The sequence below is a fragment of the Allopusillimonas soli genome (genome assembly GCF_004153445.1).
Classification (GTDB): domain Bacteria; phylum Pseudomonadota; class Gammaproteobacteria; order Burkholderiales; family Burkholderiaceae_B; genus Allopusillimonas; species Allopusillimonas soli.
In genome coordinates this window covers 470,165-490,939 of sequence record NZ_SDQC01000002.1, presented here as the reverse complement: position 1 = coordinate 490,939, position 20,775 = coordinate 470,165, and the positions used below count along the sequence as shown (strand labels likewise).

General features: G+C 61.0%; 14 protein-coding genes and 1 pseudogene. 5 read left to right on the top strand and 10 right to left on the bottom strand.

The annotated features are described in order from the left end of the window. Nucleotides 1–101: 101 nt before the first annotated feature. From ERD78_RS08075 to imuA, 3 genes are read right to left on the bottom strand one after another with little or no spacing between them, the layout of a single operon-like run. The gene (locus ERD78_RS08075) at nucleotides 102–3,362 is read right to left on the bottom strand and encodes an error-prone DNA polymerase (protein ID WP_129968758.1); all 3,261 of its coding nucleotides are present in this window, start codon (nucleotides 3,360–3,362) and stop codon (nucleotides 102–104) included. Nucleotides 3,363–3,371: 9 nt separating this feature from the next. Continuing rightward, the gene (locus ERD78_RS08070; protein ID WP_129968757.1) at nucleotides 3,372–4,859 is read right to left on the bottom strand and encodes a Y-family DNA polymerase; all 1,488 of its coding nucleotides are present in this window, start codon (nucleotides 4,857–4,859) and stop codon (nucleotides 3,372–3,374) included. Then, the gene (gene imuA / locus ERD78_RS08065; RefSeq protein ID WP_129968756.1) at nucleotides 4,822–5,625 is read right to left on the bottom strand and encodes a translesion DNA synthesis-associated protein ImuA; all 804 of its coding nucleotides are present in this window, start codon (nucleotides 5,623–5,625) and stop codon (nucleotides 4,822–4,824) included. The genes ERD78_RS08070 and imuA overlap by 38 nt, the downstream gene beginning before the upstream one ends. Before the next feature lie 160 nt (nucleotides 5,626–5,785). Between imuA and ypfH the strand changes: the two genes are divergently transcribed. Then, nucleotides 5,786–6,559, top strand: a complete 774-nt coding sequence (gene ypfH / locus ERD78_RS08060) for an esterase (protein ID WP_129968755.1) — start codon at nucleotides 5,786–5,788, stop codon at nucleotides 6,557–6,559. 3 nt (nucleotides 6,560–6,562) lie between these two features. Here the strand turns inward: ypfH and ERD78_RS08055 are convergent, their stop codons facing one another. The 5 genes from ERD78_RS08055 to ERD78_RS08035 form a co-directional block, all read right to left on the bottom strand. Continuing rightward, nucleotides 6,563–7,033 carry a carboxypeptidase-like regulatory domain-containing protein gene (locus ERD78_RS08055; RefSeq protein ID WP_180029196.1) on the bottom strand — a complete coding sequence of 157 codons (471 nt, stop codon included), beginning with the start codon at nucleotides 7,031–7,033 and terminating at the stop codon, nucleotides 6,563–6,565. A gap of 57 nt (nucleotides 7,034–7,090) precedes the next feature. Beyond that, entirely contained in the window at nucleotides 7,091–7,885 is a 795-nt protein-coding gene (locus ERD78_RS08050) for an NRDE family protein (RefSeq protein ID WP_129968754.1), read from the bottom strand. Between the two features lie 12 nt (nucleotides 7,886–7,897). Further along, nucleotides 7,898–8,995 (bottom strand): D-alanyl-D-alanine endopeptidase, encoded by a 1,098-nt coding sequence (pbpG, locus tag ERD78_RS08045; RefSeq protein ID WP_129968753.1) that lies wholly within the window; start codon nucleotides 8,993–8,995, stop codon nucleotides 7,898–7,900. 225 nt (nucleotides 8,996–9,220) lie between these two features. Further along, nucleotides 9,221–10,540, bottom strand: coding sequence for an MFS transporter (locus tag ERD78_RS08040; protein WP_129968752.1), 1,320 nt, complete (start codon nucleotides 10,538–10,540; stop codon nucleotides 9,221–9,223). 65 nt (nucleotides 10,541–10,605) lie between these two features. Next, nucleotides 10,606–11,628: a LysR family transcriptional regulator gene (locus ERD78_RS08035; protein ID WP_129968751.1), complete on the bottom strand. Its 1,023-nt coding sequence runs from the start codon at nucleotides 11,626–11,628 to the stop codon at nucleotides 10,606–10,608. 185 nt (nucleotides 11,629–11,813) lie between these two features. Between ERD78_RS08035 and ERD78_RS08030 the strand changes: the two genes are divergently transcribed. The 4 genes and pseudogenes from ERD78_RS08030 to ERD78_RS08015 all read left to right on the top strand — a co-directional run. Continuing rightward, nucleotides 11,814–13,061, top strand: a complete 1,248-nt coding sequence (locus ERD78_RS08030) for an efflux RND transporter periplasmic adaptor subunit (RefSeq protein ID WP_129968750.1) — start codon at nucleotides 11,814–11,816, stop codon at nucleotides 13,059–13,061. A gap of 12 nt (nucleotides 13,062–13,073) precedes the next feature. Next, the gene (locus ERD78_RS08025) at nucleotides 13,074–16,292 is read left to right on the top strand and encodes an efflux RND transporter permease subunit (protein WP_129968749.1); all 3,219 of its coding nucleotides are present in this window, start codon (nucleotides 13,074–13,076) and stop codon (nucleotides 16,290–16,292) included. 29 nt (nucleotides 16,293–16,321) lie between these two features. Next, the gene (locus ERD78_RS08020) at nucleotides 16,322–17,791 is read left to right on the top strand and encodes an efflux transporter outer membrane subunit (protein WP_129969103.1); all 1,470 of its coding nucleotides are present in this window, start codon (nucleotides 16,322–16,324) and stop codon (nucleotides 17,789–17,791) included. A 117-nt stretch (nucleotides 17,792–17,908) separates the two neighbouring features. Beyond that, nucleotides 17,909–18,940 (top strand): annotated as a pseudogene (locus tag ERD78_RS08015) (AI-2E family transporter); the annotation flags it as partial. A gap of 223 nt (nucleotides 18,941–19,163) precedes the next feature. Here the strand turns inward: ERD78_RS08015 and ERD78_RS08010 are convergent. After that, a complete protein-coding gene (locus ERD78_RS08010; RefSeq protein WP_129968747.1) occupies nucleotides 19,164–19,739 on the bottom strand; it encodes a P-loop nucleotide/nucleoside kinase family protein in 576 nt (191 codons plus the stop codon). Next, entirely contained in the window at nucleotides 19,739–20,692 is a 954-nt protein-coding gene (locus tag ERD78_RS08005; RefSeq protein WP_129968746.1) for a YicC/YloC family endoribonuclease, read from the bottom strand. The genes ERD78_RS08010 and ERD78_RS08005 overlap by 1 nt, the downstream gene beginning before the upstream one ends. Nucleotides 20,693–20,775: the final 83 nt, after the last annotated feature.

The following is a 20,775-nucleotide window of genomic DNA, read 5'->3' as shown; positions in this document are numbered from 1 at the left end:
GACGTCCTTTGTGAAGAAGCCTGTATTTTAAAGGAAGCGGGCCATGATGGCGGCCTGCCGGCATGTACGTATACCTATCTGCGAGACGGCCGGGCGTCCGTTCAATGAAAATCCCGGCTGCGCGTGGGCAGGTCCCGCAGCAGCGGCGTCAGGTCCGTCAATCGTGTAGCGACCAGGTTAGGGGTGCCATGCCGGCTCTGCCATATCCCATAGACGCCCATCAATCGTGACGTCGCCAGCTCACGGCGTTGCCGGGCAGCGAGGTGTTCATGGACGATAACATTGACATGGCCGGTTTCGTCTTCCAGCGTCACGAAGACAACGCCTTTTGCGGTTCCAGGCCGCTGCCGCGCCGTCACGATGCCGCAGGCCCGGGCAAGGCGCCTATCGGGATAATCGCGATTCAGTATTTCCGCCGTCATGAAGCGGCGCCTTTGCAGCTGTTCGCGAAGCAGAGCAAGAGGATGGCGGCCTAGCGTCAGCCTCAGCGTCTGGTAGTCGGCATTGATTTCCTGCGCTTCCGTGGGGATTGGAAGCACAGGTTGATTGCCGTCCTGAATCGGTGCCGCGCGCAGCAGGCCCGCTAGCATGGGGCTTGCGGCCTGCCAGCGGGCTTGGCGTCTGTGCCCGGCCAGCGTCTGCAGGGCATTGGCAGCGGCCAGGGCATCAAGCGCATGGCGGTTCAGGCCGGCGCGCAGGGCAAGATCGTGGACGCCGGAGAAGGCCTGCTGGCGACGAGCCTGTTCGATGCGCAGTGCGGTCTCCTTGGACAGGCTTTTGATGCAATTGAGCCCCAGACGCACAGCGGGAGAGGGCGGGGTGTGCACGCCTTCGTGCCCGTCGGCACAGATTGGCGTGTTTGCCTTGCACGCAGGCCATTCCAGCGTGCAGTCCGAATCACTGACCATGACATCCACAGGCAGTACCTGTACACCATGACGCCTGGCATCCTGAACCAGTTGGGCGGGCTGGTAAAAACCCATGGGCTGTGAGTTGAGCAAGGCTGCTAGAAAGGCCGCAGGTTCGTGACGCTTGAGCCAGGCGCTGATATAGGTCAGGTGGGCAAAGCTGGCAGCGTGGCTTTCAGGAAAGCCATAATCGGCGAAGCCCTGGAGCTGACTGTAAAGGCCTTCGGCAAACCCATCTTCGCAGCCCGCCGCGGCAAGCCCCTGGATCAATTGGTTGCGAAAATCTTGCACCTTCCCCGGACGTTGCCATGCGGCCATGGAACGGCGCAGCGCGTCGGCTTCGTCCGCGCTGAAGCCCGCGACATCCATGGCGATTTGCATGGCTTGTTCCTGAAATATCGGTACCCCCAGTGTGCGTTTCAGAATCTTGTCCAGCGCGGGAACCAGTCGCATTCTTGCCTGGGCTTCACTCGGCTTCTCATCGGCTTGCGTGGACGTGGCGCCACTCTTGCCTTTCGCTTCCTCTTCGCGCAGTCTGTCTCGCTCTTCCAGATAGGGCTGAACCATTCCGCCCTGGATGGGGCCGGGCCGTACAATGGCCACCTGGATGACCAGATCGTAGAATTCCCTTGGTCGAAGGCGCGGCAGCATGCTCATCTGGGCACGTGATTCGATCTGAAATACGCCTACAGTATCGGCGCGCTGTATCATTGCGAACGTGGCGGCATCGTTGCGCTGGATGTCCTGTATTCGAAACGGCTGCCCGCGGCGCAGCGCAACCATGTCCAGGCAGCGGTGCAGGGCCGAGAGCATACCCAGGGCCAGCACATCCACTTTCAGCATGCCCATGGCATCCAGATCGTCCTTGTTCCACTGCACGACGCTACGATTTGGCATAGCGGCGTTTTCTATGGGCACCAGGCGGCACAGCTTTTCGTCCGCGATGACAAAACCGCCCGGATGTTGCGACAGATGCCGGGGAAATTCCGACAGACTTCTGGCAAGGCTGGCCCACATGTGTATGATGTGCCCGTCGGGATCCAAGCCTTCCTCGGCGAGGCGCTGCTGTAGGCTCTGGCTGCCATCGCGATAGTGAAAAGATTTGGTAACCCGATCCACCATGTCGGAATCCAGCCCGAGCGCCTTGCCGGTGTCGCGCAGGACACTGCGTATGCGATAGGTGCTTACGACGGCCGTGAGCGCGGCACGGTCTCGTCCATAGTGTCCGTAAATGTGCTGGATGACTTCTTCCCGGCGCTGATGTTCAAAATCCACATCGATATCCGGCGGCTCTTTGCGTTCCAGGCTGATGAAGCGGGCAAACAGGACGTTGCTGTCGTTAGGATCGACTTCAGTAATATGAAGGCAGTAACAGACTGCCGAATTGGCTGCCGAGCCGCGGCCCTGGCACAGTATGTTGCGACTGCGGGCAAAATTGACAATCTCGTAAACCGTCAGGAAGTAGGGCTCGTATTCCAGTTTGACAATCAGGTCCAGCTCATCTTCAAGCTGCTTTTTGAGTTTGGCGCTCAGGCCGCTCGGATAGCGGCGCATTGCGCCCGCAAAAGTTTCCCGGCGCAGGTAGGCTTCCGGCGTCATGCCGTCGGGTACGATTTCTCGCGGATAGGAATAGCGGATATCGTTCAGCCGGAATACGCAGCGCTCACTGATCGCCAAAGTTTCCCGCAAGGCGTCGACGGGATACATCATGGCGAGTCGAAACCGGCTGCGCAGATAACGCTCGGCATTAGACTGCAGTGCATATCCGCACTGGCTCACTGTCTGTTTCAGGCGCACGGCGGTCAGAACATGATGCAGTGGCTGCAAGGAACGCAGGTGCATCTCGACCTGCCCTAGTGCCACGATGCGGATGCCGGCTCGTTCGCCAGCCCGCATGAGCGTTGCACGATGATTGGCGTCGGCATGCCTGTGATGCAGCGCCAGACCCAGCCACAGACGTCCGGGGAAGATGGATTGCAGGCGCTGCAGTTGTACGCACAGTGTGGCGGCATCTTCGTTATAGGCCGGGCGCAATATGACCAGGCAGTCTGGCAGGCCTCGAAGATGTGCGTGATCGGGCGGCGGCCGGGCTATGTCGTCCAGCGACAGGCTGTAGCTTCCTTTGGTGCTGCGCCTGCGCGCCAGCGTAATCAGCTCGGATAGATCGCCATAGCCTTTCTTGTTGCAAGCCAACACAATAAGGTGCATGCCGTCGATGTTGAAGCGACTGCCGATGATCAGCTTGATCCGCACGCCTTTCGTCTCAAGATCCTTTGCTTCGATGTGCGCGCGTACTACGCCCGCCAGCGAGCATTCATCGCAGAGCGCCAGGGCCTGATAGCCCAGACTGGCTGCGCGCTGAACCAGTTGCGCAGGATGCGAAGCACCGCGCAGGAAGGAAAAACTCGACAGGCAGTCGAGTTCGGCGTAGTCGGCTTTAAACGAGGCTTTCAATATTTCCTCCTAGGCAAACAGGCCATGCAGAAACCATCTGCCCGCCTGCATGCCTTCACGCTGGCGGTATATCCAATAGCGCGCGCCTTGATCGTCCCGGGCCATGAAATAGTCTCGTTTGATGGGATTGGCGAGCCACCAGTTGCTTTCCAGGCGTTCCGGGCCTAGCGTCAGGCGCAGTGCGCGGCCTTGGTATACCGGTTGGTTGTTTCGGGTGGGCAGCGCCTGGGGCGAATCCAGCAGCCAGAAAGGCCGGGCATGATCCGACAGTACAGGGGGCTGGATGCCGGGCGAACTGGAAGGGCCTTGCGCTGCGTCGTCGTACACGGGATACCATTGATTGGCCTGTTCCGGACTGTAGTCGGCGGCGGGGCGGCAGCAGCGCACACGATCTTCGCCCAATCGAGCGCAAAGCAAATCCAGCAGACGATGTTCCTCGTGTAGCCATTGGCCTGGCTCGGGAAAAAGGCTGCTGCTGGCGCCGGGCCTGGATAGCGTGTCCGAAGCTGATAGGCTGACGCGAATGACAGGCGCGGGAAGCGTCAGATGCTGCAATCTTTCCCGCAGGACACGCAGGAAATCAGCTGCTTGCCAGGCGTGGTCGGACAGCCGCAGGTCCAATTGCGTTGGCGGGCGGGCATGCCGGCCTTTTTCGTGGGCCAGTGTCAGGCTCAGACTGTTCACGGCGCATTGGTGCGCATGCAGCCAGCCACATAGCTGTTCGATCAGACGTGCTGCAACAGCCAGGATGGCGGTACCATGCTCCAGATGTTCAAGCAGATCGTGATGCTGCTTGAACGCCAAAGGCGCTTCGAACCAGGTATGGCAGCGGTCCGCAAAACCATAGGCGGCATCGGCCTGCTGCATGAGCGCGGGAGCGCTGCGCTGCTGCAGTCCCTTGCGGGGCAACGCGCGCAACTGGGCCAAAGACAAGCATCCTATGCCGTTGAGCCAGTCTGTATGGGGCAATGCTTCGGGCAGCATGCCGACCGGTAGCCGGTCCAGTCTTGCCGCCAGCATGCTAGCCTGCAGCAAACGTCGGCGGCCTCGAGTCTGTCGGGACAGAATCCATGCGCCCAGCGCGCTGGGCGCCATGCCCAGGCAGGCGTGTACGCCCATATTGCGCAGTGTGGCGCCTATGCGTCGGCACAGTGCACGCGGGCCCTTGAATAGGCTGAGGCTGGCTTGAACTTCCAGCAGGACGGCGTGTTCATACTGACATGTGATATGGGGCGAGTATTGAAGCATGCCCATTGCTATTTCCCGCAGACAGCGCTGTTCTGCAGCGATATTTTCCGAGGCGAGCCTGATTTCGGGCAGCAGGCTACGGGCGGAACCGGCGCTCATGCCGGGCATGACGCCGTGGCTGGCCGCGGCGGGCGTGCAAGTCAGCACGCGCTCCCTGCGTAGTACAGCGGCGGTCAACTCGGGTTGCCGCGAAGGAAAGCAGGCATCCAGGCTATGCGTTGGCAGATACAGGCTGATCCAGAGTGACATGATGCGCAGCAGTGTGCCTGACCGTGGAGAAGCCGCCCCGGTCAGGCAGTCGATGTTTGTGAGTGGTGCCGCCTGCGGCCGGGATGGCGTAGAGGTGGCCGACGGCTGGCGCCGAAGCCGTGGGTTCGGTCTCCTGGGAAAGATAGAAGGGAATGGATATGGATGCGTTGCAGGCCGGCCCTCTGCGTTTCAGGATATGGACCTTCATTCCCTGGGCGGCAGGGCTTAGGCTCAGACGAAGCGAGGCAGGACTGGCCTGATTGGCAGCACATGGAGGACGCAGCATGACAAACAGGGCGTCGTTCTGTGCGGCCGCCCAGTGCAGCCTGCGCAGCGAGGGGAGCCGTGCCGCCTCAGCCCAGCATAGCAATGCCGCACAGGCATGGTGCCGGAGCGCCTGCTCTGCAGCCCATAACACATCCATTTGGGTTTGTGGGTTGATCCAGATCAGACGGTGCTTTTCCAGGCCCCAGTTGCGCCAGCAGTGATAATGGGGAGAATAGGGTGGCCCGATAAGCAGAATACTGCGCGCGTCAAGCCGTGCCAGCGCGGGGCGCAGCAGTTGCAGTTCGCCAATGCCGGGTTGGCTGGGCATGAGCTCGATGAGGCTGGACAGCGGCCAGCCCTGACCCGGAAGCTGACGATCAAGCACATGGAACCCTGTGCTGACGACAGCGCCTTGCGGGCGAGCCAGTTGCGTGCCGCGCCATAAAGCGGGATGGACACGCTCTGGGTGGCGCAGCGGAAAAGAAGACGCGATGGCCATAAGCGTTTTGGCGTGAGTTTTGTATCCAAGATCAAAATACTGTCTATATAAACAGTATAAAGCCTTTGGCGGAAAATGGGAGGCCGCCCGTCATGAGGGATATGACGTACAATTTTCTTATGATTGAATCCGTCCAGCATTCAGCCGGAGGCCACTTTCCATGGTAACGGCAGTACAGCCCGCCTCGCCGCCACCCTATGTGTTTGTTCCGCGCACTGCTCGCCCGCAATTGCTTTTTGTACTGCTGCACGGCGAGTCGGCACAACCGGATCAATTGTTTGCGCTGTCGGACGCCATCAAGCAGGCATTTCCATCAGCCGTTGTCGTCATCCCCTATGCCTTCGAAAGCGCTGAACGGGCCGGCATGAGCGGATATTTCTGGATTGATCCCTTGACATCAGGCCAGATGCGAACGGCTGCGCAAGAGGCGGAACACCGGGCCCGGCGCATGAATCAGGCTGTATCCCGGCTTGCCGCCATGGTGCGGCGCCTACAGCAGCAGTATGGGATTACAGGACAGCAGACTGCGCTGGCCGGCTTCTCGCAAGGAGCCTCCATGGCGCTTGAAGCCGCGCATGCCGAACCCGACCTGGCAGGCCGCATCCTTGCTTTTTCGGGTCTGTATGCGCGCCGCCCAGCCGCTGTGCCCCCCGCCACTGTTTTGCATTTTTTCCATGGCGCAAACGACCAGCAGGTTTCTGTCGATGAGGTCGAGTCCACCCTGGCGCGCCTGGGTGAACTACAGGCCGACGCCACGCTAGACGTTGCGTCGGGCATAGGACATGAATTGCACGATGCTCTGATACGACAGGCGATCGTGCGGCTGCAGACATGCGTGCCTTTACGCAGTTGGGAAGAGGCGCTCAGTGCCCTGGAAAGCGACTTGCGCAACGAGGCACAATCACGCAACGGCACCAATCATCAACTGCACTGAGTGTCAGTCGGGCCCGCTGGCGGGGCGTTTCCACATCAGCTTGATATCGGTTGTGCCGTTCTGCCCGACATCGACATCGCGCGATAGCGTCTTGCCTTCATAGGTTGCGGATATCCGATAATGTCCCGGCTTCAATCGGACCAGCAGATAAGGCCCTTCGGTGGTTGCATTCAGAATGTCCTGGTCCTGATCATTGCGAATGACGACCTGGACATCCGATGCATAGGGCGAAGATGCGCTGCCGTCGCTGTGCACAGCAAAGGTCAATGCCAACGGGTAATCGTGTTTGGCTTGTTTGAAAGCCGTGGATTCATCGTGCCCGATACCTCCACTGACATATTCCACGTCACCCGACTTATGGGCGGGTGGCAGCTGCGCTTCTGCCTGAGTCCAGGCGCCCATGGCAAACAGCACTGCCAGGCTTAGGGCCAGACCCGGCAATCGTGAGTATGTATTCTTGTGTTTGATATGCATTGTGTTCTCCATGGCTTGAATCGGCAATGCTGCCAGCACGAGGCGTGCCGGAAGACGTCAAGGCAGGACCGGAGCAGGCGCATCCAAGATGTAAGGCCAATCATGCCGGTCGGCTGGCACGCCATCGGGTCCGTAGCTCAATTCGCTGAATATGGCGCGCCCACTGGCGTGAATGGCGAAAATGGTCGAGCACCGCGTGCCGTAGTCCGGGCTGATGATGAAGGGGCTGCTGAGCAGGCGCTCGCGCTCCAGGGAAAGGCCGGTTTGGGGTAGATCCTGGTCATCCGCCGGCGTCGTGTCGCGCAAGGCGGTGAAAAGCGGCGTCAAGGATTGAGCCAGGCCGTCGCCAGGCCAGGATTGCAGGGCCTGGCGCAACCGTGTCGATTTGGGCCAGGGCGTGTCCAGCAAATGATTGGACAGCACGTATCGGCCCGCCTGCAATATCTGCGCCTGGTTCTGCCCGTTTCGATTGCCCGCGTAGCAGGCCGTGCCTATATCGCCCACAATCAGATTGAACCCATTGTAGGCGTCGCCGGTACGCTGTACCTCGTCCGCATAGCTGCGTGGATCCTGGTCCGATTCTAGATAGGTGCTGACGAGCATGCCGCGCGAGGGCGCGTCAAGCTGGACATTGCCCGGGTCCCGGTAGTTGGTGATGAGTGCATAGCGGCCGCGGCGCGTGACACCCAGCCATGTGCCGCCGCCTGTCAGGTCTATGCCGCTTATGATGTCAGGCCGATCTGGCCAGGGCGCGGCTGGAAGACTGGGGCGTGCATGGAATTCATCGCGGTTTGCGGCAATGAGCAAAGGCCATTGCGGGTGGGCCGCAATGGCCAGGTAGGCAATACACATGGCTGCAAGAACCTACAGCATTGCGATGCTGCTGGCGTTTTCGACTACTTTGCGCAGACGGACGGCATCGCCAATGCGCGAATAACGGCCAGAGGAGTTGAGAAGTACGATGGCGAGATCGCGGCCCTCGATCCGAGTCAGCATGACCAGGCATTCGCCAGCTTCATTGATAAACCCGGTCTTGGAAATCTTGATATTCCAGTTATCGTTGCGCACCAGGCGGTTGGTATTGTTGTAGGCGATTCTGCGTCCACCTGCGATCGTCACTTCGTAATGATCGTCGGTGGTATAGCGATGGATAATGGGCTGCTTGCTGACGGCCTGCAGAAGCTTGACGAGATCGCGTGGCGACGACACGTTCTCGCTGGACAGGCCTGTGGGCTCGACAAAATGTGTATTGCGCATGCCCAGCGCCCGCGCCTTGTCGTTCATGGCGCGCACAAAGGCTGGAAGCCCACCGGGATAATTGCGCCCTAGGGCATGGGCCGCACGGTTTTCGGAAGACATGAGCGCGAGATGCAGCAGATCGGCACGGCTTAGCTCGGTGCCGACGCGCAGCCGAGAGCGCGAGTAACGCAACCGGTCAACATCGGCATCGGTGACCTGGATGATCTCGTCCATGGGTTGGCGGGCATCAGTGACGACCAGCGCCGTCATGAGCTTGGAAATGGATGCGATAGGGCGGACTTCATCGCCGTTTTTGTCATACAGGATGGCATCGCTGCCGATGTCTTGCACATAGGCGACTTCAGAACGCAGTACGGCCTTGCCGGTGAGCGCTTCGACGCTGGACTCCGCGCTGTCTTCGCGGGCGCCGGGCACGCTTGCCGGCCCGCCGTCGAGCGGGGCATAGCCAACCGGTTTCAGATTCTGCCTGTGGACAATATGCGAGGGTGCCAGCGCAATGGGCTGGGCCTTGGGAGCGGGGCTGGTGTCGGCCAGAGGGCGCGTCATCTCCTGGCTGTTTTGCACACCGTGATGAACGACTGTCTTGACGACGACGGACTGCGCCGTGGCGGGATCGTAGTCGGTCAGCGCGAGGCCAGCGCAGATGGGCGCAAGAGCCAGTAGGAGCAAGCGGCGCGAAGTGCGGGTCAGGAAAGCGGGCATGGCAGCGGCTGGGCAAGGCTGGGATGGTGAGATGATATCAGAAATATGCCTTTATATTAGGTAGTTACACCGTTGTCCTCAGAAAAATTTTAGGTATTTTGTAAAAAACCATGGTGCAAAAGCAGATTTACTGGATGTGCATTCAGTGTTTTCTTCCAGAACGGGAAAACGTCGTCCTGTCGGCATGCTGTTCCGCGTGGAAGAGGCGAGGCCATATATGTCGCATCAGGCGGCGGCCGGTCCTGCGACCGGCAGAAGGCCGCGACGGGCGCGAAAAATCAGGTAGGCGACAATGCTGCCGTTGAGCAGGTTCCAGGCTATGCCGTTGACGAATGCCGCGCGATAGCCGCCGCTCAGATCATATATGGCGCCTGACAGCCAGCCTCCCAGTGCCATGCCGAAGAGCGTGGCCATGAGTACGATGCCGGTGCGTGTGCCGGCATCTTTGGGGGCAAAATATTCCCGCACCACCAAGGCATAGGCCGGTACGATACCTCCCTGAAACAGGCCGAACAAGGCCGACACCACGTACAGCGAAACCAGGCCCTTCGTAAAGAGGAACATGCACAATGCAACGCATTGCAGCAGCGAGCCCAGCATCAAGGTGCGCAATCCGCCGATATGGTCGGAAATCCAGCCAGAGGCAAGCCGGCTGGCGATACCCAGGCCCAGCATGAGCGACAGCATTTCCGCGCCGCGCGCCGCGCCGAAGCCCAGGTCGCCGCAATAGGCCACGATGTGCACCTGGGGCATGGACATGGCCACGCAACAGGCGACACCCGCAATGCTCAGCAGCATGGTCAACGCCGCAGGGGTGAAGCCCAGCGGGCGCTCAGGGTTGGAGCGCTTCGCCTCTTCGAGATGGCGTGGCAGCTGGCTGGGATGTAGTGGCGCCTGCGGCTGCGTGGAGTGCGTGTCGTCGCCGGGCTTAATCTCTGCATTGACTGATGGCGGACGGCGACGGTATATCCACACCAGGGCCAGTATGCTCACCAGGCAGAATACGCCTATGCCTTGATAGGTGGCGCGCCATCCTACTGTATCAATATAGTGCTGGATGATGGGCGGCCAGATCGCGCCTGCGACATAATTGCCGCTCATGCAGATGCCCAGTGCAATGCCGCGCCGACGCGTGAACCAGAGGGAGGTGTCGGCCACCAGCGGCGTGAAGGTGGCAGCGGTGCCCAGCAGGCCGATGAAAAGGCTGTGCCAGAGAATGAACCCCCAAAGGCCGCCGGCTGCGCCCGCCAGGATGTATCCGCCGCCGAGACCGGCTGCGCCAATCAGAATGGGTGCCATGACGCCCATCCTGTCTGAAAGCTTGCCCATGACAATGCCGCCCAGCCCAAAGCCCACCATGGTCAATGTATAGGGAAGGGATGCTTGCGAACGGCTAATATCGAAATCCGCCTGAATCTGCGGCAGGACGACGGTAAGCGAATACATGCCCGAGCCGCCTATCGTCATCAGCAGAAGGGATACGAAAAGCCTGGCCCAGGCGTAGGGGGATTCGGGAGTGGGCGAAAACGCTGTGCGGGAGGTCATGGCGTGTATTGAACATCAAATCGAAGCATTTGTGGGCTAGGTCGCCCACGCGTTCTCTTGATTTTTCAGTACACGCCTTCCTCCATGGGCTCGCGGCGCAGCACCTTGCTGAGCGTGTCGTGCATGTCGTGCTTGCCTTGGCCGGCAAAGTTGCATTCGCTGTCGAAGTCGCTGCAACGCTGACCACTAAGAAGCGGACAGCGCTGAAACAGTTCGGCCACCCAATCGACAAATACTCTTACTTTGGGCGAAAGATGCCTGTTGTGCTGATAGACGACGGAAATAGGGAGGGACGGCGTCTGTTGGTCGGCGAGCACTTCCTTCAATTCGCCGGACGCGAGATAGCGCGCAACCATGTAGCGCGACGGCTGTATCAGGCCAAAGCCCTTTAGCCCGCAAGTGACATAAGCCTCGCTTTCGTTCACTGAAATGCTGCCTTTGAGCGGGACGCTCACTTCCTTGCCGTTGACCAGGAAAGACCAGTCGATGATGCGGCCTGTGCGAGAGGAGAAATAATGCACGGCGCGGTGATTGGCCAGATCAGCGATGCTGGAGGGCTCACCCCATCGCTCTATATAAGCGGGGGCGGCGCAATTCACCATTTCGAAGGTGCCGATGCGCTTGGCTACCAGCGAAGAGTCTTCGAGCTCGCCGACCCGAATCACACAGTCGACCGCCTCTTGTACCAGATTCACCGGCCGGTCTCCCATGCCCAGGGCGAGTTCGATGTCCGGATACTTGTTGTGAAATTCGCACAGCGCGGGCACAAGAATCAATCGCCCCATGGAGGAGGGAACATCGATGCGCAGGCGGCCCTGCGGCCCGCGGGTGACATCTCGAAAAGAGGCCTCGGCCTCTTCTACATCGGCCAGAATGCGCACGCAGCGCTCATAGTACGACGCACCGTCCGGGGTGAGGCTCAGCCGGCGCGTGGTGCGGTTTAGCAGACGTACTTGGAGGTTGCGCTCCAGGTTCTGGATGGTGGTCGTGACGGTGGAGCGGGGCAGGCCCAGGCTGTCGGCCGCCAGTGTGAAGCTGTTGGCCTCGACAACCCGGGTAAAGACTTGCATGGCCTGGAAGCGATCCATGGTTTCTCCAAATTGTTCAAGCTGAACAAATAGTGTTCTCGAAAAATTAGTATTTATCAGATTTATCAAAAAAAGAATAATACCTGCACTTCCTGGCTGCGAACAGCTATTTCCGATTCGTAATGTGCAAGCAGATCTGTCTGCGCGCATTGCCGCTTGATATTTCCCCATTAAAGGATTTGCTTATGCTATGGCTGCATAAACGCTACACCCTGCCTGTTGTCTTTGCGCTGACGGCGGTCGCCGCGACTATTGTGTATCGCGCGCATGACGGCGGCAAGGCCCTGGCTGCGCCCGCGCCCCAGGCGGCCACTGTCGACGTTGCCGTGGTGCAGAGCCGTCCTGTTATCGACTGGCATGCTTACTCGGGCCGCCTGGAGGCGGTGGACCAGGTCCGGATCCGTCCGCTGGTATCCGGCACGATTACGCGTGTGCATTTCGAGGATGGTAGCCTGGTGCACGAAGGCGACGTGCTTTTCACCATTGATCCTCGCCCCTACCAGGCGGCGGTGGATCAGGCCAGCGCGAGGCTTGCGGGCGCCAAGGCCAGTGCCGCCTATACCGCATCCGAACTCAAGCGCGGCAAGCGTTTACTGCAGGGCAATGCCATTGCCCGGCGCGATGTCGAGCAGAAGCGAAATGCCGCAAAAATGGCCATTGCCGAAGAGGAGGCAGCCAAGGCGGCACTGCAGGCTGCGCAACTGGATCTGCTGCACACACAGGTGCGCGCGCCCATTTCAGGGCGCATCTCACGCGCCGAGGTGACCGAAGGCAATGTGGTGCAAGCGGGATCCGCAGCGCCTGTGCTGACCACACTGGTATCGGTGGACCGGATGTACGCTTCATTCGAAGTCGACGAGCAAAGCTATCTGCAGTTTCTGAGCCGCGCCCGCAATATGGGTGGTGCAGCGCAAGGCGCAGTGCCGCGGGCCGGCCGCGCGATGAAGGCGTCCGTGTCCAATCTGCCCGTGTATATGGGGTTGGGGGACGGCGATGGCTATCCCCGAAAAGGGTACGTCGCGTTTGTCGACAATCGGCTTGATCCCGCCTCGGGGACGATACGGGTGCGGGCGGTATTCGACAACGCCGACGGTGCGCTGCTGCCGGGCTTATACGCCCGCATACGCCTTGGCAGTGGTGAGCCGCGCCCGGCCGTGCTGATCAATGAAAAGGCCATCGGAACCGATCAGGACAGGCGTTTTGTCCTGGTCGTCGGAAAGGATGGAAAAACCGCTTATCGGCGTGTGACGCTGGGTGCGAGCCAGGACGGCGCGCGCATCATCCTGGCGGGCCTGGATGCGGGCGAGCGCATCGTCGTCAATGGCCTGCAGCGCGTGAGGCCGGGCGATCCGGTGCAGTCCCATCTGGTGATGGCAGACGGCAGCCCGCTTCCCCCGCAGGCGCGCGCCGAGCAGGCCGTGTCTTCCTCCTGATTTTGGACATCCATGAATATCTCCAGATTTTTTATCGACAGGCCCATCTTTGCCGGGGTTCTGTCCGTCGTCATTCTGCTGGCTGGCTTGCTGGCCGTGTTCCAGCTGCCTATCTCCGAGTATCCGGAGGTGGTGCCGCCGTCGGTCGTCGTGCGCGCGCAGTATCCGGGAGCAAATCCCAAAGTAATTGCCGAGACTGTGGCGGCTCCCCTGGAAGAAGCCATCAACGGCGTCGAGAACATGCTGTACATGCAGTCGCAGGCGAATAGCGACGGCAATCTTGTCATTACGGTGAATTTCCGCCTCGGCATGGATCCGGACAAAGCGCAGCAGCTGGTGCAGAACCGGGTGGCGCAGGCATTGCCTCGTTTGCCGGAGGATGTGCAGCGTCTGGGCGTGACCACGGTAAAGACCTCGCCAACACTGACCATGGTGGTGCATCTTGTATCGCCTGACGACCGTTACGATGCGACCTATCTGCGCAACTACGCGGTGCTCAATGTCAAGGACAGGCTGGCGCGCATTCCCGGCGTCGGCGAGGTGCAGTTGTGGGGGGCGGGAGACTATGCCATGCGCGTGTGGCTGGATCCAGCCAAAATGGCGCAGCGCGGCTTGACGGCCAGCGATGCCGTAGCCGCGATTCGTGAACAGAATGTGCAGGTGGCGGCCGGCGTCATCGGTGCCTCGCCCAACGCTCCCGATGTGGCCATGCAGTTTTCCGTCAACGCGCGCGGACGGCTGCATTCCGCGCAGGAGTTTTCCGACATTATTCTGAAGACATCGCCCGACGGTGGAGTGACACGTCTTGGCGATGTGGCGCGCGTTGAACTAGCGGCATCGGAATACGGCCTACGTTCCCTGCTCGATAACCAGCCGGCGGTGGCCATGGGCATCATGCAGTCGCCTGGCGCGAACGCGCTGGCGGTGTCCGATCAGGTGCGTGCGGTCATGAAGGAGCTGTCCGCGGATTTTCCGCCTTCTGTGGAGAGCCGCATTGTTTATGATCCAACGCAGTTTGTGCGCTCCAGTATCAAGGCCGTGATCGAAACGCTGCTGGAGGCCATTTTATTGGTCGTCATCGTCGTTATCGTGTTCCTGCAGACATGGCGCGCGTCCATCATTCCACTGTTGGCCGTGCCTGTTTCCATTGTCGGCACCTTCTCGCTGATGCTGCTTTTCGGTTACACCATCAATGCATTGTCGCTGTTTGGCCTGGTGCTGGCCATAGGCATTGTCGTCGATGACGCCATCGTGGTGGTAGAAAACGTCGAGCGCAACATAGAGGCCGGACACAGCCCGCGCGAAGCGAGCTACCGCGCCATGCGTGAAGTCAGCGGGCCGATTATTGCCATCGCGCTTACCCTGGTGGCGGTTTTCGTGCCGCTGGCCTTCATGACCGGCCTGAGCGGTCAGTTCTTCAAACAGTTCGCCGTCACCATTTCCATTTCCACGGTTATTTCGGCCTTCAATTCACTGACGCTTTCGCCCGCTCTGGCGGCGTTGCTGCTTAAAGGCCATGATGCCAGGCCCGATTGGCTGACCCGTGTCATGAATCGCGTGCTGGGTGGCTTCTTCAGGCGCTTCAACCGCTTTTTTGGCAGAGCTTCCGACAGATACGGTACTGGCGTTGCGGGCGTTATCCGCCGCAAAGCATCCTCCATGGGCGTCTATATCGTCCTGCTTGCCATGACGGCAGGCGTTGCATGGATCGTGCCGGGCGGTTTCGTGCCTGCCCAGGACAAGCAGTACCTGATCAGCTTTGCGCAATTGCCCAGCGGCGCGTCGCTGGACCGGACAGAGCAGGTTATACGTGAAATGGGGCAGATAGCGCTGGAGCAGCCTGGCGTGGAAAGCGCAGTGTCCTTTCCTGGCCTGTCGATCAACGGCTTTACCAATAGCTCGAGTGCAGGCATTGTCTTTGTCACGCTGGATGACTTTGACACCCGCGATAAGCCCGAACTGTCTGCCAGCCAGATAGCCGCCGCGCTCAATGCCCGTTATGCGCAGATCAAGGGAGCCTATATTGCGGTGTTTCCGCCGCCTCCCGTCATGGGCTTGGGCACGGTGGGCGGATTCAAGCTGCAGCTCGAGGATCGCGGTGCGCTCGGCTATGAGCAACTAGACGCCGTGACCAAGGCATTCCTGGCCGAGGCGGCCAAGGCGCCCGAACTGGGCCAGGCCTTCTCAAGCTATCAGATCAACGTTCCACAGTTGGACGTCGACCTTGATCGTGTCAAAGCGAAGCAATTGGGCGTACCCATCAACAATGTATTCGAGACCATGCAGATATATCTGGGCTCGCTTTATGTGAATGATTTCAATCGCTTCGGACGCGTGTACCAGGTTCGCGCGCAAGCCGATGCGCCGTATCGCGCACAACCAGAGGATATCCTGCAGCTCAAGACGCGCAATCGCGACGGCGATATGGTGCCGCTTTCCTCGCTGGTGCATGTTTCGCCCGGGTTCGGACCCGAAATGGTCGTGCGCTACAACGGCTTTACAGCCGCCGACATCAACAGCGGGCCGGCGCCAGGCTATTCCTCAGACCAGGCACAGGCGGCCGCCGAGCGCATCGCCCAGAAGGTGCTGCCGCGCGGCATCAAGTTCGAGTGGACCGATCTCACCTACCAGCAGATTCTGGCCGGCAATGCGGGCATCTGGGTTTTTCCCATTAGCGTGCTCTTGGTATTCCTCGTGCTCGCGGCCCTTTACGAGAGTCTGACTCTACCCCTGGCCGTTATTCTGATCGTGCCCATGGGTATATTGGCAGCGCTTGGCGGCGTGTGGCTGACGCGCGGCGACAACAATATATTCACCCAGATCGGTTTGATGGTGCTGGTGGGACTGGCTTGCAAGAACGCCATTCTCATCGTCGAGTTCGCACGTGAGCTGGAGCGGGAAGGGCGTTCCATCGTCGCGGCGGCCATCGAGGCGAGCCGATTGCGCTTGCGCCCCATCCTTATGACATCCATCGCCTTCATTGCCGGCGTGGTGCCATTGGTGCTGTCCAGCGGGGCAGGCTCCGAAATGCGCCACGACATGGGGGTGGCGGTTTTCTTCGGCATGCTGGGCGTGACGCTATTCGGGCTTTTCCTCACACCCGTGTTCTACGTTCTGCTTCGCACGCTCGCGCAGCGCATGGTGCGCCGGTCATCGCAGGGCAGCGTACGGGGCGATGAGCCTCCAACAGGTGGATCGGCACATACTTCTCAAATACAGGATTTTTCATGACGAAGCTTTATTACCCGGCGTTGCTGCGGATGCGGGTGAGCCGATTGCTATTGACATCGGGCTTGCTGATGCTGGTGCTTGCCGGCTGCGCAGTGACGCCTGAATACAAGCGCCCGGCTGTCGACGTGCCGGCGGCTTTCAAGGAGGCGTCGTTGTCTCCGGAAGCCGCGCGGCGCTGGAAGGCGGCGCAGCCGGCGGAAGCCATGTCGCGGGGGCAGTGGTGGCTGGTCTTTGGCGACGAGGCGCTGAACAGGCTGGAAGAACAGGCCATGTCCGCCAACCAGAATTTGAAGGCCGCCGCCGCGAGGCTGGCACAGGCCCGCGCCATGCAGCGTGATGTGGAGTCTGCGCGTTATCCCACTGTGGACGCGGGCTTTGGTCCGACCCGCCAGCGAGCGTCCAACGCCTCGCAAGGGCTGGATGAAGACGCCCATAATCCGCCTTCCACGCTGTGGCGTGCGCAGACTACCGTTTCCTATGAGGCGGATTTGTTTGGGCGCGTGTCGGCGGCGGTCGATGCCGCAACTGCCGATGCGCAGCAGAGTGCGGCCTTGTTTCAGTCTGTGCGCCTGGCGTTGCAGGCCGATGTGGCCCAGGCGCATTTTCTGATACGTCGTCTTGATGCCGAGGCTGCGCTGTTTCGCGATACGGTAGCGCTGCGACGCCAGACACTGGACCTGGTGCAGCGGCGTTTCGATGCCGGCGCGATCAGCGAGCTGGATCTGGCACGCGCGCGCACCGAGTACGCGTCGGCGCAGTCCCAGTCTCTGGCGGTTGAGCGGCGCCGAGCCGCCGCCGAGCATGCGCTCGCCATCCTGCTTGGCCGCCCCCCCGCGTCCTTCGCGGCAGCGCCAGCTCCTCTGGATCGCGTGACGCTGAGCATTCCGGCGGGCCTGCCGTCGTCGCTGCTTGAACGCCGGCCGGACATCGCCGCGGCGGAGCGCGCCATGGCGGCGGCCAACGCACGTGTGGGCGTGGCCAAGGCGGCTTTCTTTCCCCGTCTGACGCTGACCGGCGCCTTCGGCTACGAATCCTCCCAGATCGGCGATCTGCTGCAATGGAGCAGCCGCAGCTTCATTCTGGGGCCGCTGGTTGGCACGGTATTGTCCCTGCCCATTTTCGATGGCGGGCAGCGGGATGCCCGTCTTGCCCAGGCAAAGGCGCGCTACGAGGAGGATGTGGCCCGCTATCGCCAGGCCGTGTTGACTGCTTTTCGCGAAGTGGAGGATGGTTTGTCGGGCCTGCGTATTCTGGGGGAACAGGCGGGTGTTCAGGATGAGGCGGTGGCATCCGCCGAGCGGGCTGCACAGTTGTCACGCGTTCAGTACCGCGCGGGCGATGCCGGCTATCTCGATGTGATTGATGCCGATCGCGCGGTATTGCAGCAAAAGCGTGCGGCAGTGGCCCTGAACGGCGAGCGGGCGCAGGCAGCGGTTGCCCTCATCCGGGCGCTGGGCGGCGGATGGGAGAATGCCTCTGCCCAGCCTGCGCCGGCATGAACCGCCAATGGGTGATATTCCGGTAAGGACACGCTCATAATGAGCGGCAATCCGTGCTATCGTCGTTTTTTCGGCGATACATCAGCCGTTTCATTTCGTCCCATACGGAAACCTTATATGCACCCCGTCTTGCCTGCCAACCTGATCGCTCGCTGGCTGCTCGTGTTGGTGGTGCTGGTTGGGCTGTATTTCCTGCGAGGCTTTCTTGTTCCCGTCCTGGCGGCGCTGATCATTTGCCTGGCCAGCTGGCCTCTCTACCAGCGATTGCTGCGCCGCTGCGCAGGCTCCGATACCTGGGCAGCCACCTGCGCGCTGCTCATTGTCATCGCTGTGCTGGTGGTTCCTCTGTCGCTGGCACTGACCTACGCCATCCGGGAGGCAAGTGGCTTCATCGGCTGGGCGCTCACCGCCAACCGGGAGGGCATGCCCACGCCACCCTGGATCCCCGCCTTGCCTCTCGTTGGCGATCATCTGGCCAAATACTGGGCCACCTATCTTGGCGAACCCCATGCCCTGGGCGAGTTCGTTGAAATTGTCAGCGGCGAGCACCTCGGCAATATCTATCGCATGCTCCTGTCCGCCACAGGCGATATTTTTCATCTGCTGCTGACAGTCATATTCATGTTGATCACGCTGTTCTTCATCTACAAAGACGGCGCGCGCTTTCTCGTTCAACTTGACCGGGTGGGGGAGCACATACTGCCGGGCCGCTGGCAGCGGTTTTCGCGTGTGGTGCCCGCCACCATCAACTCCACAGTCACCGGTATGGGGCTCATCGCGCTGGGCGAGGGGGTGGTGCTGGGCATTGCGTATGCCGTCGCCGGGGTGCCTTCGCCAGTGCTGCTCGGTGTCATCACTGGGTTCATGGCGCTGGTCCCAGGCGGTGCACCTTTGTCTTTCACCGTTGTGTCCCTCTATCTGGTGGGCTCGGGGCACGCCATGGCAGGCCTTGGCCTATTCTGCTGGGGCACGCTCGAACTCTTCGTGGTCGACAAGACACTGCGTCCTCGGCTGGTTGGCGGGCCCGTCAAACTGCCGTTTCTACCGACCTTCTTCGGCTTGGTGGGGGGCGTGCAGACCATGGGACTGGTCGGCCTGTTCGTTGGCCCGGTTCTGATGGCGTTGCTGGTCGCGATCTGGCGCGAATGGACGCACGAAGAAGCGCCGGACATTGTCAAGGTTGGCGGCGACAATATCATCCCGCGAAGCGGCCCGCAGATAGCCCAGCCAGCCTGGCCCACGGCGCCGCAAGGCAAAGGCCGAAGCAGGGCGCGCCGCGATTTGCCGCGCAGCACGGGATCCGACTGATCCGCCCGGCGATTGCGGCCTGCGCATTTGCACAGGCTCAGGGCGCCATCGCCATCGCCATCGCCTACGCCACCAGCGCCTGCAGCATGGCCAATTGCGCATCCAGGGGCAGGCTTGCGTCCAGTACCGGAATTGTCCCCTGGACAACCGCATCCGGCTGGCGCAATGCCGCAATGTAGTCGTCCCAATGTGCCAGCTTCCATTGATCGCGGGGGTCGCCGCGCAATATGATGCGCTGGCGGCGCACCGGCGCCGGCAGCTCCATCCACACGTGACGTAATTGCGTGGGCGGCGGCAGGCCGAGGGCGCGGGATTCGAAAAGCGCACCGCTTGCCAGCTCGCGGTTCCAGGGGCCGGGCAGGATGACATCCAGTCCCAGTTCAAGCTGGTCGCGCGCGATGCGCAATGTGCTTTGATAGCCCAGGTCGCGCACGTGGGCCTTGAACGCGGGGCTGTCGCGATCATGGGGATCAAAGCCCAACGCTTGCAACAATGGGCCCGACCAGCACTCGCTGACCACGTCCTTGTCCAGCACGCACCAGGCGCGCTGTTGCATGCGCTGCTGGCACACGAAGCGGCTGGTGAGATGAGATTTGCCGACGCCGGCATGTCCCAGGATGAAAAGGGCGGTGGGATGCATTATTCGATGTTCTGAGCCTGTTCGCGCATCTGTTCTATTTGCAGTTTCAGGTCTATGGCGGCACGTGTCATGAGCAGTGCGCCGGCCTTGGAGCCCAATGTGTTGGCTTCCCGGTTCATTTCCTGGAAGAGAAAGTCCAGCCGTTTGCCCGCGCTGCCGCTGCGGGTGCCGCCCTGCTTGCCTATTTGCCCTTCGCCTTTATCTGGTGGTACGGGCGCCAGAAGATGGCGCAGCTCGGCAATATGCGATTGCAGGCGGGATAGCTCTTCGGCGACATCGATGCGCAGGCTGAACAGCGAAGCTTCCTGGGCGATGCGCGCCGACAGTTCCTCGCCGCTGATCTGGGCAAAGCCGTCGGGGCTGGCTGCAAGCAGGGCGTCGCGCAGACGATCCGCAATCTTGCGCTGCTGTTCAGCGAGTATGCCCGGCAGCGCTTGTGAGACTTCGTCCACGATGCCGGCTACGGTACTGGCGCAGCCGAGCATCATGTCGGCCAGGCGCTGGCCTTCGCGTTCCCGCGCGGCCTGCAGCTCCCGCAGAGCTGCCACCGTGGCCTGTTCGCACAAAGGCAGCCAGATGTCCGGATCAAAGCCCCCGGTGCTGTCGGCGCCGCGCGAGGCCGCCAGCAATTCCGTCAGGCTGGGCGGCGCCGCGTCAGGGATATGTTCGCGCGCCAGCGCCAGCGCCCGCGCCGTATGCGTCAAGACCTCCGGGTCCAGCGCCGGCGTTGCGCGTGCATCCGGCCGTGTGTAATTGATGCGTACCTCGATTTTGCCGCGTTTCACATACTGGCCCAATTGCTCCCGGATAAGCCCCTCGGCCATGCGCAGGTCTTCGGGCAGCCGGAAGCCGACGTCGAGAAAACGGCTGTTCACGCTGCGGAATTCCACCGCGACGCTGCCATGTTGGGATTCTGCCCGGGCGCTCCCGAAAGCGGTCATGCTGCGTATCATTGGCGTATGTGATTGGTCGTTAAAACACTATTGTATGCGGTGGCTGCCGCGCGGGTGCGCAGGCGCCAGCGCGCACGGCATGC

Excerpts from the sequence above, each read along its gene's own strand:
- ERD78_RS08040 (WP_129968752.1), bottom strand. The coding sequence starts at position 10,540 with ATGACCTCCCGCACAGCGTTTTCGCCCACTCCCGAATCCCCCTACGCC.
- ERD78_RS08005 (WP_129968746.1), bottom strand. The coding sequence starts at position 20,692 with ATGATACGCAGCATGACCGCTTTCGGGAGCGCCCGGGCAGAATCCCAA.
- ypfH (WP_129968755.1), top strand. The coding sequence starts at position 5,786 with ATGGTAACGGCAGTACAGCCCGCCTCGCCGCCACCCTATGTGTTTGTT.
- ERD78_RS08020 (WP_129969103.1), top strand. The coding sequence starts at position 16,322 with ATGCGGGTGAGCCGATTGCTATTGACATCGGGCTTGCTGATGCTGGTG.
- imuA (WP_129968756.1), bottom strand. The coding sequence starts at position 5,625 with ATGGCCATCGCGTCTTCTTTTCCGCTGCGCCACCCAGAGCGTGTCCAT.
- ERD78_RS08050 (WP_129968754.1), bottom strand. The coding sequence starts at position 7,885 with ATGTGTATTGCCTACCTGGCCATTGCGGCCCACCCGCAATGGCCTTTG.
- ERD78_RS08025 (WP_129968749.1), top strand. The coding sequence starts at position 13,074 with ATGAATATCTCCAGATTTTTTATCGACAGGCCCATCTTTGCCGGGGTT.
- ERD78_RS08070 (WP_129968757.1), bottom strand. The coding sequence starts at position 4,859 with ATGTCACTCTGGATCAGCCTGTATCTGCCAACGCATAGCCTGGATGCC.
- ERD78_RS08055 (WP_180029196.1), bottom strand. The coding sequence starts at position 7,033 with ATGCATATCAAACACAAGAATACATACTCACGATTGCCGGGTCTGGCC.
- ERD78_RS08030 (WP_129968750.1), top strand. The coding sequence starts at position 11,814 with ATGCTATGGCTGCATAAACGCTACACCCTGCCTGTTGTCTTTGCGCTG.
- ERD78_RS08010 (WP_129968747.1), bottom strand. The coding sequence starts at position 19,739 with ATGCATCCCACCGCCCTTTTCATCCTGGGACATGCCGGCGTCGGCAAA.
- ERD78_RS08035 (WP_129968751.1), bottom strand. The coding sequence starts at position 11,628 with ATGGATCGCTTCCAGGCCATGCAAGTCTTTACCCGGGTTGTCGAGGCC.
- pbpG (WP_129968753.1), bottom strand. The coding sequence starts at position 8,995 with ATGCCCGCTTTCCTGACCCGCACTTCGCGCCGCTTGCTCCTACTGGCT.